The sequence below is a fragment of the Oceaniovalibus guishaninsula JLT2003 genome, from assembly GCF_000299575.1.
GTDB classification, from domain to species: Bacteria; Pseudomonadota; Alphaproteobacteria; order Rhodobacterales; family Rhodobacteraceae; genus Palleronia; species Palleronia guishaninsula.
The window spans coordinates 82818-96782 of the sequence record NZ_AMGO01000068.1; the positions used below are offsets into that span (position 1 = coordinate 82818).

The window sequence follows — 13965 nt, forward strand, 5'->3', positions numbered from 1 at the left end:
TGAGCGCGACGTTCGATCGGGGCGCGCTGGACTATTCCGACGGTCTAGCCATCCATCCCTACACCTCCCGGCCCGAGCATGTGGGCGACCACCTGGATATTCTCAGGCAAGCGATGGGCGACAGGGTGCAGCCGATCCATGCGACCGAATTCGGCGCGAACTTCGCCGCGCCGGACGAGGCGCCGGGTTATCTGGTGCGCATGGTCTCGGCCATGGCCGGGGCCGGGGTCGAGACCGCCACCTGGTATGCCCTGCGCAAGCAGAAGGCATATCCGCATATGGAACTGATGGACGAAAAGGGCGTCCTGACCCCTGGCGGAGACGCGTTCGAGATCATGGCGACGGTTCTCGACCGCGGGGAGGCCCGCGATGTCAGCCCCGATGCGCTGACCTTCGCGTATGGTTTCGGCAGCACCGCCATGGTGCTTTGGGGCGCCGCGCGCGATGTCACGCTGGCCCGAGGCGTCACCGCCTATGACGCGCGCGGAAACAGGATCGACGGCACGGTGCGCATCGACGACGACGCGCCGGTGATCCTGATGTCCGACCATGCGATCGCGCTGGGGGACGAGGTGATGCTGGAGGACACGCGTCTGGCGGGCGACAGCTATCTCGAATTCGCCGTGACCAACTCGGCCGACGGGTCGATGACCTTCGAGGGAAACTGGTCCTGGTACGACGTGCGCGGCGACGGCAAGATGGCGCAGATGGTCATGGCGCCGGGTCAGGAACGGTCCGGCACCGTCTGGCGGCCGTATCTGGAAGGCACGAAAAAGCCGGTCATGGCGACCGAGGACAACCTGCGGCCGGCCGAGTTTGCCGATGGCAGCAATCCCAAGACCGGCCGTGCCGTGATGGAGCGCTTTACCGCTCCCGAAACCATGGATTTCTCGGTCGAGGCATGGTGGGACGTTCAGGATACCAGCAAGGACGGCATCGACGTCACCATCCGCATCGACGGCAAGGAGGTCTGGAGCCGGGTGATCGCGGACCGCTATGAACTCGATCTGCCGGGCCTGCATGTCGAGGCGGGACAGACCGTCGATTTCATCGTCGGATCGAACCGCAACGGCAAGAACGACCTGACCGAGCGGCGGATCAGGATCTGGAAGGACGAGGCCGCGGCGGACGACGACGGCTCGGCGGTGGCGGTTGTGGATGTGAGCGTCGGTGATCTTCTGTCGCCGGTGACGGCGGGGCTGGTGGCGCATTACGAATCGGACGTGAACGTGACGCTTTCGGGCGGCAACGTGGCGGGCTGGCTCGACGGGTCGGGGCTGGGCAACGATCTGACCGCGCGGGGCGATCCGGTGCTGACGCCCGGCGCCACGCCCACCGGCGAGCGGGCGATCGTGCTCGACGGGGCCGGCGATCTGCGGGATCGTCATGGCGGTGGGGTATCTGATCGGAAGCATCGGGATGCTGGTCTGGCGGCTGCTGGAATTGCCCGAAGCGACGGGACGCCGCGCGGATGCTCTGCGCCTTGGCGTCATTCTTCCCATGGTTGCCCTTGTCGCATGGAACACGATCCATGTAAGCGAATGGCAAAGTTCCGTCCGGCTGGCCGTCGGCATGCCCCCGGTCGAGGGGGCGCACGCGATCCGCACGCTTCTGATCGCGGTCGCGATCTTCGCGGCATTGCTGGTGACGGGTCGCGCCATCGGCCTGATGTTCGACTGGCTGCGCGCGCGCCTTGTCCCGTTCATGCCGCGCCGTGTCGCCAACCTGGCGGGCGGCCTGATCGCGGCGGCGATCCTGCTGGTCGTGACGCGCGACGGGATCGTCAACGCCGCATTCGGGGCGGTGGATCGCAGCCTTGCGCGTGCGGCCCATTTCTTCGAACCCGACGGGCCGCCGCCCTCCGATCCCCGCGCGTCGGGCGGGCCGGGATCGCTGATCGACTGGGGCGAGATGGGCGCGCAGGGGCGCGACTTCGTGCTGCGGGGGCCGGTCCAGGCCGAAATCGCGGCGTTCACCGGCCGGCAGGCGACGGCGCCCCTGCGGATCTATGTCGGGCTGGAGGCCGCACAGACGCCCGAGGATCGCGCCGCCATCGCCGTGGCCGAGATGGAGCGCGTGGGCGCGTTCGACCGTGCCAACCTGATCGTCGCGATGCCCACCGGCACGGGATGGCTCGACCCCGGCTCGCACGGGCCGGTCGAATATCTGCTTGATGGGGATGTGGCGACGGTCGCGGTGCAGTATTCCTATCTGACCTCGCCGCTCGCCCTGGTATTCGAGACGGAGCGCGGACTGGACCAGTCGCTCGCCCTGATGCGCGCCGTCACCGAACGCTGGGACCAGATGCCCGAGGATGCCCGGCCCCGGCTTTATCTGCACGGCCTGTCGCTGGGCGCGTGGTCGTCCATGTATGCGGTGGACCTGTTTCAATTGGTCAACAACCCCATCGACGGCGCGCTTTGGGCGGGGCCGCCCTTTCCGTCCGATCTGTGGCGGCGGGCGACCGCGCGACGCGACCCCGACAGCCCCTATGTGCTGCCGCGGGTCGGAAACGGGCGTCTTGTGCGGTTCGCCGACCAGCGGACGCGGATCGCGCCGGGGGGATGGGGGCGAATGCGCATCGTGTTCCTGCAATACGCGTCGGATCCCATCGTCTTCTACGAACCCGCTGCCGCATGGCGTCGTCCCCAGTGGATGCGCGAACCGCCGGCCTTCGACGTGTCGGATGAGCTGAGCTGGATGCCGGTCGTGACGATGCTGCAACTTGCACTGGACATGGCGCTCGCCACCGATGTGGCGCCGGGTTACGGGCACAACTACGTCGCCGAGGACTATATCCCCGCATGGGCCGCGGTGCTGGGCCTCGATTGGCCCCGATCCGAGATCGCGCGCCTTCAGGCGCATTGCGGATCGGATCGAAGCCCCGGTTGCCGACCGCCCGCCGGCGGGGCCTTCGTCGATGCGGGATCGCGCCTGTGAACATGAACGCCTTTCGCACCGCCATGGCGATCATCGGCGTTCTGGTCCTGCTGATCCTGCTCGGCCAGCTTCTGATCGTGCTGCTGCTGGTCTTCGCCGCCATCCTGCTGGCCATCCTGTTGCGCAACCTCGGCCTTCTGATCGCGTCCCGGACACCGCTGTCGCCCAATGCCGGGGTCGGGGTGGTATGCCTGCTGCTGGTCGCCGGCCTGGCTGGGTTCTTCATGTCGGAAGGGCCGCGCATGGCCGCCCGGCTGGGCGAGGTGATCGAGGTTCTGCCCGACGCCGCGGCGCAACTGCGCGTCGCGATCGCGGGGACGGATTGGGGCGCCTATGTGCTGGACAACACGCCGAACCTGACGGGCGGCGGCGACTTTTCGGTGACGGGCGCGCTTGGCGGAACGCTGTCGCGGGCCGTGGGCGTGGTGGCCAACACGGTCGTCGTGCTGTCGGTCGGCATCTATCTGGCCCTCGATCCGCGCCTCTATCGCCGGGGGCTGCTGCATCTGGTGCCAACCCGCCGGCGCAGGCGCGCGGCCGAGGTGCTGGACGCGGTCGAGAAGGGGCTGTGGAAATGGCTGATCGGCCAGTTCGTCGACATGGTCGCGGTGGGGCTGATGATCGGTGTGGGCCTCTGGGCGCTCGGGATACCGCTGCCCATCGCGCTGGGGCTGATCGCGGGGCTGACGAACTTCATCCCCATCCTCGGCCCCTTCCTGGGCGGTGCCGCCGCCGTTCTGATCGCCTTCGCGCAAAGCCCGGTCGATGCGCTTTACGTGGTGATCCTGATTGTCGTCGTCCAGCAGATCGACGGCCAGGTCCTGATGCCGCTCATCCAGCAGCGCGCCACCGCCCTGCCGCCCGCGCTGACGGTTCTGGCCGTGGTGGTGGGCGGCATCCTGTTCGGATTTATCGGCGTCCTTCTGGCCACGCCCATGCTGCTTGTCATTCTGATCGCGTCGCGCATGATCTATGTGAACGACCTGCTGGACGGGGACGCGCGCGACGGCCCCTGACGCCCGATCATTCCCGCAACGACGCAAGCGCCTTCTTGATCCTCTTGAGCAGATCGGCGCTCACCTCGCCGCCCATGCCTTCGCCCGATGCGCGCAGATAGGCGGTCTTGTCGTCGCGCCATTGCTCCAGCATGCGGATCTTGTCCTCGCGGCCAAGGTCGTCGTCCTTCAGGATGTCCTCGGGCGCCTCGTATTTTCCGTGATATGCCATCGTTCGTTCCTCGTTCGCGGATGGGGGGAAAGGATAGGTTTCTTCTCCGCCGGAAACAGACATGCAGAGCGGCGCGTCGTCCATCCCCGTTTTCGATCTGTCATTTTGCGGGTGACACCGGGACGTTGGAAGGTCAACATGATCTTGTTGCACACGGCCGAAGACCCAGGGAGAACGAAGATGTTGCTCAGCATGCACGAACAAGAGCGGCTGATGGTTTACACCGCCGGCAAACTTGCGCTGGAGCGGCGGGAGCGCGGTCTGAAGCTGAACCTGCCCGAAGCGACGGCGCTGCTGACATCCTATCTTCTCGAAGGCGCGCGGGACGGCGAGACCGTGACGGACCTGATGGAATCGGGCCGCAACCTGCTGAGCCGCGACGACGTCATGGAAGGCGTTCCCGAGATGCTGGCCCAGGTCCAGGTCGAGGCGACCTTCCCCGACGGCACCAAGCTTGTCACCGTGACGGAGCCGATCCGATGACCCTGAAACCCAATCCCTTCGCCGCGCTGTTGTCCGAAAATGCAGGCGGCGGCGTGGCGCGGCATCCGACCGACGATCCCGGACGCGACTACGACCGGACCAGTTCCGAGGCGCCCGAACAGACCCGGTCCTCCGGCGTCAGCGCGCCCAGTGAACCGCGCCGTCCCGGCGGCGGCACACGCCAGGCGCCGCGCCGCAAATCGGACGCGCCGCTGGACGACGAGGCCGAGCCGCTGGTTCCCGGCGAGATCCTTTATGCCGACGGCGACGTGATCATCAACGAGGGGCTCGAGGTCACGACGCTGCGGGTCGCCAACACGTCGGACCGCCCGATCCAGATCGGATCGCACTACCATTTCGCCGAGGTGAACGCGGCACTGGAATTCGACCGCGACGCGGCCTGGGGCAAGCGTCTTGCCGTGCTGTCGGGCGGCGCCGAACGGTTCGAACCCGGCGCGGTCGAGGAGGTGGAGCTTGTCCCGATCGGGGGACGGCGCATCGTGTTGGGACTGCGTGGACTTTGCCGTGGGGGGCTGGACGATGCAAAGAATTGACCGGCGCGAATACGTCGCGTCCTACGGGCCGACCAAGGGCGACCGGATCCGCCTGGCCGATACCTGCCTGACCATCGAGGTCGAGGAGGATCGTTCGGGCGGCGGCGACGAATCCGTCTTCGGCGGCGGCAAGTCGATCCGCGAATCGATGGGCCAGTCCGCCGCGACGCGCGCCGAGGGCACGCCCGACCTCGTCATCACCGGCGCCGTGATCCTCGACCACTGGGGCGTCATCAAGGCCGATATCGGCGTGCGCGACGGGCGCATCGTCGGCATCGGCAAGTCCGGCAACCCCGACACGATGGACGGCATCGACCCCGCCCTCGTCATCGGCCCCTCGACCGAGATCATGTCGGGCAATGGCCTGATCGCCACGGCCGGCGCGGTGGATACGCATGTCCACTTCGTCGGGCCGCAGATGCTGCAACTGGCGCTCGCCTCGGGCGTCACCACCGTCACCGGCGGCGGCACGGGCCCGACGGAAGGGTCGAAGGCCACGCTGGCGACGCCGGGCGCCTGGTGGATGGCGCGGATGCTGGAGGGGTTCGATCCCTGGCCGGTCAACGTGCTGTTCCTCGGGCGCGGCAACACCATGTCGAAGGAAGCGATGTGGGAGCAGTTGCGCGGCGGCGTCGGCGGCTTCAAGGTGCACGAGGACTGGGGTTCGACCCCCGCCGTGATCGACGCCTGCCTGTCGGTGGCCGAGGAATCGGGCGTGCAGGTCGCGATCCATTCCGACACGCTGAACGAGGCGGGTTTTGTCGAGGATCTGCTCAAGGCCGTCGCCGGGCGCACCTTCCACGCCTTCCACACCGAGGGCGCGGGCGGCGGGCATGCGCCCGACATCATCTCCATCGCCGGGGAGCGCAACGTGCTGCCCGCCTCCACCAACCCCACGCGGCCCTTCACGCGCAACACGGTGGCCGAGCATCTCGACATGGTGATGGTCGCCCACCACCTGAACCCGCAGGTGCCGAACGACCTGGCTTTCGCCGAAAGCCGCGTGCGCGCGGGCACCATCGCGGCCGAGGACATCCTTCAGGATATGGGCGCAATTTCCATCATGTCCTCGGACGCGCAGGCCATGGGTCGTATCGGCGAGACGGTGATGCGCACGTGGCAAACCGCGCACCAGATGAAGAAGCTGCGCGGATCGCTGCCGGGAGACGACCGTGCCGACAACCATCGCGCGCGGCGCTATGTGGCGAAATATACGATCTGCCCGGCCGTGGCGCACGGGCTGGAACGCGAGATCGGGTCGATCGAGGTCGGCAAGAAGGCCGATATCGTAATGTGGCAGCCCGCACTTTTCGGGGTCCGGCCGCATACCGTCTTTACCGGCGGCATGGTGGCGAGCGCGGCGTTGGGCGATCCCAACGCTTCGATCCCGACGCCGCAGCCGGTGATGCCGCGGGTCGGCTATAACGTCCATTCGCCCGCCGCCGGGGCCACCGGGGTCGCCTTCGTCTCGCAGGCGGCGATGGATGACGGCCTGCCGGACAGGATCAACACCAGCCGCCGCTTCGTCGCCATCGAAAGCACGCGCGGCCGCACCAAGGAAGACATGCCGGAAAACACCGCGCTGCCGCGCATCGAGGTCGATCCCGACACCTATTCGGTAAGGATCGACGGCGAGATCGCCGACCACGAACCGGCGGATGTGGTGCCGATGGCGCAACGCTACTTCCTGTTCTGACCGTGCGGGACGGGGGGGGATCGGCGGCGCTGCTGCTGCTTGCGGATGGCCGCCTGCCCGCCGGAAGCTATGCCCATTCGGGCGGGCTGGAACCTGCCGTCGCGTCGGGTCGGGTTGTCGATATGGCCGGTCTGGAACGGTTCCTGATCGGGCGCGCCGAAACGGCGGGGTTGATCGTCGCCGCCTTCGCCGCCGCCGCCTGCGCCTGCGCGGCCCGCGATGACATCACCGCGATGGCCGGCCTGGAAACCGAGCTCGACGCGCGCATCCCGTCGGCGGAACTGCGCAAGGTCTCGCGTGATCTGGGGCGGCAGTTGCGCCGCGCGATGGGCGCGGTCCATCCGCATCCGCACTATGCCGCCCTTGGCGCGGCCCCTCATCACCCCGTCGTGCTGGGCGTGGTCGCGGCGGCGTTGGGTCTGGACCCCAGGGACGCCGCATTGGCGATCCTGCACGAAAACAACGCAGGCGCCGCCGCCGCGGCCGCGAAGGTGATGCGGGTGGATCCGTTCGATGTTCACGCCATCATCGCGCGCATGGCCGGACGGCTGGACCAGCTGGCGGGGATTGCCGCGAACGCGGCGGCGGGTCCGGCCGCCGATCTGCCGTCGCCCGGTTCGCCCTTGGCCGACATCGCCGCCGAGCATCACCGGAGGAGCGATGTTCGTCTCTTCGCTTCCTGAACCTGCCGCCGCGAACAGGATGGTGGCGCGGGCCGCGCTGGCCAGCGAGCGGTCCGCCGATGGCCGCACCAGCCGCATCCGCACGCTGCGTTCGGACGGGCCGCTGGTGCTGCGCCCCTCCAACCCCAAGGGGGCCGAGCCGCTGACCCACCGCCGCCACGATGTCGCCCGCATCTCGCTGGCGGCGGGAACGGCCGGGCCGCTCGGCGGGGACGATTACGCGCTCGACATTCATGTCGGGGCCGGCAGCACGCTGGTGTTGCAGGAAGTGGCGGCGATGCTGGTGCTGCCGGGCGCGACCGGCGGCCGATCGCGCATGTCCATCGACATCCGCATCGAACGGGACGCCACCTTCGTCTGGTGGCCCGAACCCATCATCGCCGCCGGCCGCTGCGACCATTGCCATAACGTGCGCATCGCGATGGACCCCGCGGCGCGATTGGTCCTGCGCGAGGAAACGATCCTGGGCCGTCACGGCGAGGCGCCGGGCGCTTTCGCCAGCCGTCTGCGCATCACCCGCGCGGGCGCGGCGCTATACGATCAGCGGCTGTCCTTTGGCCCGGCTTCGACCGGCTGGAACGGCGCGGCGGTGCTGGGCAATGCCAAGGCGGTGGGGTCGGTCGTGGCGGTCGATCCCGGCTGGGGGGATGCGCCGCCATCGGCCGCGCCCTTCGACCGCGACGCGGCGCTGACGCCGTTGGCCGGACCGGGCATCGCCATCGGTGCCGTGGCGGCCGACAGCCTGACGCTGCGCCGCCTGCTGATCCGTGGATTGAACGAACTCGGCTCGCCCTGGGCGATCTGACATGAAGGAGGACGACACGTGACCGACCAGACGACAAACGACCGCCGCGCCCTGCGCCTCGGCGTCGCGGGCCCGGTGGGCACCGGCAAAAGCTCGGTGATCGCCACGCTTTGCCGGCATCTGCGCGACGAGTTCGCCATCGGCGTCATCACCAACGACATCTATACCGACGAGGATGCGCGCTTTCTGAAATCCGCGGGCGTCCTGCCCGAAGAACGCATCCGCGCCGTCGAGACGGGCGCCTGCCCGCATACCGCGATCCGCGACGATGTGACGATGAACCTGATGGCGGTCGAGGATATGGAACGCGATTTCGCCCCCCTCGACATCGTGTTGATCGAAAGTGGCGGCGACAACCTGACGGCGACATTCTCGCCCGCCCTGGTGGACGCGCAGCTTTTCGTGCTGGACGTTGCCGGCGGCGGCGACGTGGCGCGCAAGGGCGGACCGGGAATCGGGCGCGCCGATCTGCTGGTCATCAACAAGATCGACCTCGGCCCGCATGTGGATGTGGACGTGGAGCAGATGGTCGCCGATGCGGAAAGGGCCCGCGACGGCGCGCCGGTCCTGGCGCTGTCGCGCAAGCGCCCCGAGACGGTGGACAAACTTTGCGACTGGGTGCGCGGGCTGCACGAATCCTTTGCCGCAGGCGGTCACGTTCCCATCGACCCCGGCCCGATGGCCCCGCACCACCATGCGCATGACGACGGCCATCACCACCACCACGGGCACGGTCATCGGCACGATCACACCCACACACCGGCGCACCACCACGCGCATGAGTGACCCCTACATGCCTTCACCTCTCCATCGAGAAAGGATCCCCCCGATGAAACGCCTTCTTCCTATCGTCTGCCTCGGCCTTGCAGCGACGCCAGCTGCGGCGCATGTCCCGGCCGGCGCCTATGGTTCCTTTGCCGCAGGCTTCACCCATCCGCTCTTCGGTCTCGATCATCTGCTTGCCATGGTCACGGTTGGGCTTTGGGCCGGCCTGCTTGGCGGGCGCGCGGTCTGGGCGGTGCCGACCGCCTTTGTAGCCGTGATGATTGCAGGCTTTGCACTGGCTTTAAGCGGTGCTTCTTTGCCCGTGGTCGAGCCGATGATCCTTGCTTCCACGGTCGTGCTTGGACTTGCCGTCGCCTTTGCGGTGCGCGTCGATCTGCGGGTTTGCGCTGTGGTCGTCGGTGTCTTCGCGCTGTTCCATGGCTTTGCCCACGGCACGGAACTTGGCGGCGCGGGTGCCTTGCGGTTCGGCGCGGGCTTTGTCCTGGCGACCGTGCTGCTTCATGCCTTGGGGGTAGCGATCGGCCTTCTTGCAGGTCGGATTGCAGGCCGGAACGGCGGTCGCTGGCACATCGTGACGCGCGGGTTGGGCACGGGCGTCGCGGTCGCAGGCGTCGTGCTCGCCTTCGGATGAACCGGCATGTCGGGGACAGGCAACCTGCCTGCCCCCGACTGAAAGTGTGCCTGGGCGCGGCCTTGATCACCCGGCCAATCGGCCCGCAGGCCATGGCGATAAGGCTTTCACGGAACGTCCAGTCTTGAGACGCCTGATGCGATGATGACGTTCCGTGCGACCTCGCTAGACGTGGATCGACTTGCGTTCCAGTTCCGCTTTACATGTGATGGAGCGGGGTCGGTCCACCCTTTCCCGAGCCGGGGTAGTGTCTTGGCTGAAGATGCTGAAGACGAATGCGCGCGGCGATGAGAAAGTTGTTCAACCGCCATGGATGGTGGGCGGTTCACGCGATCCGCATGGTTGTTGCCGGCGTCGCTACGCTTGCGATTGTCTATGCATTCGGGCTGCCGGTGGAACTTTCGGCTGTCATCAGCGCCATAGCGGTGACGCAAAGCAACATCGGCAGTTCGCTTGGCAAGGCGTTCGAGCAGGGAGCGGGGTCGGTTCTCGGGGGGGCCGTCGCCGTCATCGTTGCCCTTGCTCTCAAGCCGGACGATCCCTCCTCGACCGCTTTGGCCCTTGCGCTTGCCCTCGCGCCGTTATCTGTGCTGACGGCGTTTTCGGTCGGGTTCCTGATCGCGCCGATCACCGCCACCGTGGTTTTGCTGGGATCACCGGGCTTCGAGGTCGGAGCCGAGATCCTGGCCGTCGAGCGTTTGCTTGGCGTGGCGCTTGGTTGCGTTGTCGGACTTGTGACAGGCGCGCTGGTGCTTCCCGCGCGGGCCTCGCGCCTGGTCGTCCTGAAGGCGGCGCGGGTGGTGGGACTGCTCGGCGCTCAGCTGCGCGCCATGGCTCCGGGTGATGACACGGGCCGGGACGCCCTTGCGGCGCGCGCATCCGAAATCCGCCGCGGTTTGTCCGAGTTGGAAATTCATGCAACAGAAGCGGCGCGGGAACGGCGACTTGCCATCGGCCGCACGCCCGATCCCGAACGTGCGCTGCGCGCTCTGCGACGGGTGCGTCACGATGTCGACATGCTGCGCCGCGCTGCCCGCGGTGCAGGCGACGACATGTTGACGGGCCCGCTTGCCGATCCTTGGCGTCGTGCGGCTAACGGTGCCGCCGGGGCGCTGGCCCATATCGAAGCACTGCTGCTTGGGCGTCCCATCGCCGGCCCGATCGTGCCGCTGGAGCCGATCGTGCGCGACTATCGTGCGGCGCTGGACGAGATGCGGCAGCAGGGCCTGACGTCAGCCATGCCGACCCCCGATCTGGCGCGCCTCTTCGGAACCAAGTTCGCCCTCCGTCAGCTCGCACGCGATCTCGCCGATCTCGATACGGTCGCGCAAGATCTTGCCGCGCCTCGACGAGGGCAGCGGCCCTAGGCTTCTGTCGCGCCGGAATACTACCGGGCGGTCAGGTCTCTATCGAGATGGAACGGCCAAGTCTTCGAAACGCGAGGCACGCGGCGATCAGTCTTCGGACGCGTACCGACCTCAATCGCACGTTTGCGCCATCAGACATTCGGGCTAGGCTTGCCTACGGCCCGACGGCGGGGTGAGGACACGAAAGCGGCCCATGGCACATGCCCTCAGCAGCCTTCTGCGTCCCGTCGGCGCCCTTCTCGGCGGAACGATAGCGTTCAATGCGGGAAACAGCCTTCTGGGTGTGGTTCTGCCTTTGCGGATGGAGGCGGCCGGCCATCCCGTCTGGCTGACCGGGGTTGTGATGGCCGCTTTCTATCTGGGGCTGGCGCTGGGTGGTCTGCGGGCGAAACGCGTCATTCTTCGGATCGGGCATATCCGGGCTTTCGCCGCTTTCGCGGCAATAACAGCGGCAAGCTGCCTTGCCTATGGCCTTTCGCCGTCCCCGCTTTGGTGGATGATGCTGCGGATCGTGGGCGGCTTCTGTATCGCCGGCATGACGACCGCGATCGAAAGCTGGCTCAACGAACGCAGCGCCAACGAGACGCGCGGGCGGGTGCTGGGGTTCTACATGCTGACCTTCTACCTGGCCGTCGCGGCAGGGCAGACGATGGTGAACCTCGCGCCGGTGGGCGGGGAGGGGCATCTGATGATCGCCGCGGCGCTGATCGGCCTTTCGCTGGTTCCGGTCGCCCTGACACGGCTGGGCGAACCGAGCCTGCGCGAAGTCCGGGTATTGGATGTGGCCGCCCTGTTTTCGGTGTCGCGAACAGGGGTGGCGGGGGCGGGCGTCGCCGGAATGATCGTCGGCTCGTTCTATTCGCTGGGCATCGTCTTTGCCCGGCAATCGGGGTTCGGCGTCCCCGAGGCGGCGCTTCTGGTCAGCACGGTCGTGATGGGCGGGCTGGCGTTCCAGGTGCCCGTGGGCCTGCTGGCCGACCGGATCGACCGGCATGTCCTGCTGGCCGGCCTTCTTCTGGCGGTCGGGGCGACCTGGGGGCTTCTGTCCTTCTCGATCTGGCAAGGCGCACCCTACGTCGTCACGGGCGGTCTGGCCCTCGTGTTCGGGGGCGCCATCAGCAGTCTTTATCCGCTTTGCGTGGCGCAGACCTTCGACCGGATGGACAGGCGCTATTACGTTGCCGCTTCGGGGCGGCTGCTCATGGTCTATTCGATCGGGGCGGTGATCGGACCGGTTCTGGCATCGGCCGCGATGTCCGCCTTCGGGACGGCATCCTTCTTCGTGCTGGAATCCTCCATAGCGATGGCTTTCGCGATCGCCGTCCTCTGGCGCGCGCGCAACGGCCGCGCCCGGCCCACGCAAAACCGCAGGCCCTTCGTTCCGTTTCCCGACGGCGCGCCGGTGGCGACCGGCCTCGATCCGCGCACCGATCCCGGTGAATCGGACGACATGACCCGCGACATGGGACGCAACGCCGGGTTCGGCCGCCGCGCCGATTGAAATATGCGGTCGCAGGCATACCCTTGAGAGGAGCGGTCTGGATAAAGTCAGTCACTGACGCGAAAGGGCAGGCCTTTCGTCCAGCCGACCGAAAGGACACTGCAATGTTCACGAAATCCGATCTCTTTGCCCTCATGAACGCCACGCCGGATATGGGCGTCTCCATCTTCATGCCCACCCATGTGCGCGGCGCGGAGATCCGGCAGGGGCCGATCCGCCTCAAGAACCTGTTGTCGGAAGCGCGCGACCGGCTTGCGGCAAGAGGGATGCGGGGTGCCGAAATCGACGCGCTACTAAAGCCGGCCACGGCCCGGATGGACGATTATTCCTTCTGGCAGCATCAGAACGAAGGACTGGCGCTCTTTCTCGGGGCCGAAGCGCCGTACGAATATCGCGTGCCGCTTTCCTTCGATGAACGCGTCGTGATCGGTTCGGGGTTTCACGTGAAGCCGCTGCTGCCGCTTCTTGCGGCCGATGGCGCCTTCCATGTCCTGACGATCACAGCCGAACGGGTACGCCTTTACGATGCGTCGCGCTTCGGCATGCACCGGGTGGATCTGGACGACGCGCCCGACGATCTTGCCGAGGTGATGGGTCGCGCCGATTACGAGAACCCTCTGCAAGGGCCGCCGGCGACGCGGCCTCGCGCGGGCGGACCGGCAGCGGGTGGTCAGACGATCTCGAAATCGGAGGTCATGGGCGACAGCCCCGAGGATTGGCGCAAGGACCGTCTTGTCGAATACATACGCCGTGTCGCGTCGGCGGTGGAAGACCGGCTCGCCTCCGACGCCGTTCCGGTCGTGCTGGTGGCCGATGCCGAGACGGGCGGACATTTCCGCAAGCATTCCGCCCTTGGGCCATTACTGGCCGAGGTGGTAGAGCGCAATCCGGGCTCCATGGATGACGACGCGCTGCACGCCGCGGCCTACGAGGCGATGCGACCGCATTTCGAAGCGGGGCGGCAGGAGGCGGTGGACCGGTTCGCATCCTTGCACGGAAGCGGCGACGCGCGCGCGGCGGTCGGCCTCGACGGTGTGAGCGATGCCGCCGCAGAGGGCCGGATCGACACGCTTTTGATGGCAGAGGACGTCTTTTCGCATCAGCCCGGCACGGAAACGGGTGCGGATGGTGGGGATGCGATGCGCGACCGTCTGGACGAAGCGGCGGTCGGCACCTTGCAGCAGGGCGGCACGCTTTACATCGTCCCCAACGCGGACTTGCCCGAAAATGCGTCCGTCGCCGCCATTCTGAGATACTGATCTCAAGAACCGCCCACGGGGGCGCGTCAGGCG

Annotated in this window: 14 protein-coding genes; 12 read left to right on the plus strand and 2 right to left on the minus strand. The window is 67.4% G+C overall.

The window, feature by feature from the left end; translation table 11 throughout:
- Positions 1-44: 44 nt before the first annotated feature.
- Entirely contained in the window at positions 45-1388 is a 1344-nt protein-coding gene (locus tag OCGS_RS13870; protein ID WP_007427880.1) for a hypothetical protein, read from the minus strand.
- 31 nt (positions 1389-1419) lie between these two features.
- On the opposite strand from OCGS_RS13870, the gene OCGS_RS13875 reads away from it, so the two are divergent.
- The gene (locus tag OCGS_RS13875) at positions 1420-2940 is read left to right on the plus strand and encodes an alpha/beta hydrolase (RefSeq protein ID WP_238538268.1); all 1521 of its coding nucleotides are present in this window, start codon (positions 1420-1422) and stop codon (positions 2938-2940) included.
- A gap of 2 nt (positions 2941-2942) precedes the next feature.
- Positions 2943-3956, plus strand: a complete 1014-nt coding sequence (locus tag OCGS_RS13880) for an AI-2E family transporter (protein ID WP_052026198.1) — start codon at positions 2943-2945, stop codon at positions 3954-3956.
- Positions 3957-3963: 7 nt separating this feature from the next.
- Here the strand turns inward: OCGS_RS13880 and OCGS_RS13885 are convergent, their stop codons facing one another.
- Positions 3964-4167, minus strand: a complete 204-nt coding sequence (locus OCGS_RS13885) for a hypothetical protein (protein WP_007427883.1) — start codon at positions 4165-4167, stop codon at positions 3964-3966.
- A 180-nt stretch (positions 4168-4347) separates the two neighbouring features.
- Between OCGS_RS13885 and OCGS_RS13890 the strand changes: the two genes are divergently transcribed.
- From OCGS_RS13890 to OCGS_RS13935, 10 genes are all read left to right on the plus strand, one after another.
- The gene (locus OCGS_RS13890; protein WP_007427884.1) at positions 4348-4650 is read left to right on the plus strand and encodes an urease subunit gamma; all 303 of its coding nucleotides are present in this window, start codon (positions 4348-4350) and stop codon (positions 4648-4650) included.
- Between the two features lie 233 nt (positions 4651-4883).
- Complete coding sequence (locus OCGS_RS15155) at positions 4884-5204, plus strand: urease subunit beta (protein ID WP_040611114.1); 321 nt, start codon at positions 4884-4886, stop codon at positions 5202-5204.
- Complete coding sequence (locus OCGS_RS13900) at positions 5191-6900, plus strand: urease subunit alpha (protein ID WP_007427886.1); 1710 nt, start codon at positions 5191-5193, stop codon at positions 6898-6900. The genes OCGS_RS15155 and OCGS_RS13900 overlap by 14 nt, the downstream gene beginning before the upstream one ends.
- A gap of 2 nt (positions 6901-6902) precedes the next feature.
- Positions 6903-7583 (plus strand): urease accessory protein UreF, encoded by a 681-nt coding sequence (locus OCGS_RS13905; RefSeq protein WP_007427887.1) that lies wholly within the window; start codon positions 6903-6905, stop codon positions 7581-7583.
- Positions 7561-8388, plus strand: coding sequence for an urease accessory protein UreD (locus OCGS_RS13910; RefSeq protein WP_007427888.1), 828 nt, complete (start codon positions 7561-7563; stop codon positions 8386-8388). Before OCGS_RS13905 ends, OCGS_RS13910 begins: the two co-directional genes overlap by 23 nt.
- Positions 8389-8406: 18 nt before the next feature.
- On the plus strand, positions 8407-9174 hold the full coding sequence (ureG, locus tag OCGS_RS13915; protein WP_007427889.1) for an urease accessory protein UreG: 768 nt from the start codon (positions 8407-8409) through the stop codon (positions 9172-9174).
- A 43-nt stretch (positions 9175-9217) separates the two neighbouring features.
- A complete protein-coding gene (locus OCGS_RS13920; RefSeq protein ID WP_007427890.1) occupies positions 9218-9805 on the plus strand; it encodes a HupE/UreJ family protein in 588 nt (195 codons plus the stop codon).
- Between the two features lie 287 nt (positions 9806-10092).
- Positions 10093-11172: an FUSC family protein gene (locus OCGS_RS13925; RefSeq protein ID WP_162136616.1), complete on the plus strand. Its 1080-nt coding sequence runs from the start codon at positions 10093-10095 to the stop codon at positions 11170-11172.
- A 193-nt stretch (positions 11173-11365) separates the two neighbouring features.
- Positions 11366-12673 (plus strand): MFS transporter, encoded by a 1308-nt coding sequence (locus tag OCGS_RS13930; RefSeq protein WP_007427892.1) that lies wholly within the window; start codon positions 11366-11368, stop codon positions 12671-12673.
- 104 nt (positions 12674-12777) lie between these two features.
- Positions 12778-13932: a baeRF3 domain-containing protein gene (locus OCGS_RS13935; protein ID WP_007427893.1), complete on the plus strand. Its 1155-nt coding sequence runs from the start codon at positions 12778-12780 to the stop codon at positions 13930-13932.
- Positions 13933-13965 lie beyond the last annotated feature (33 nt).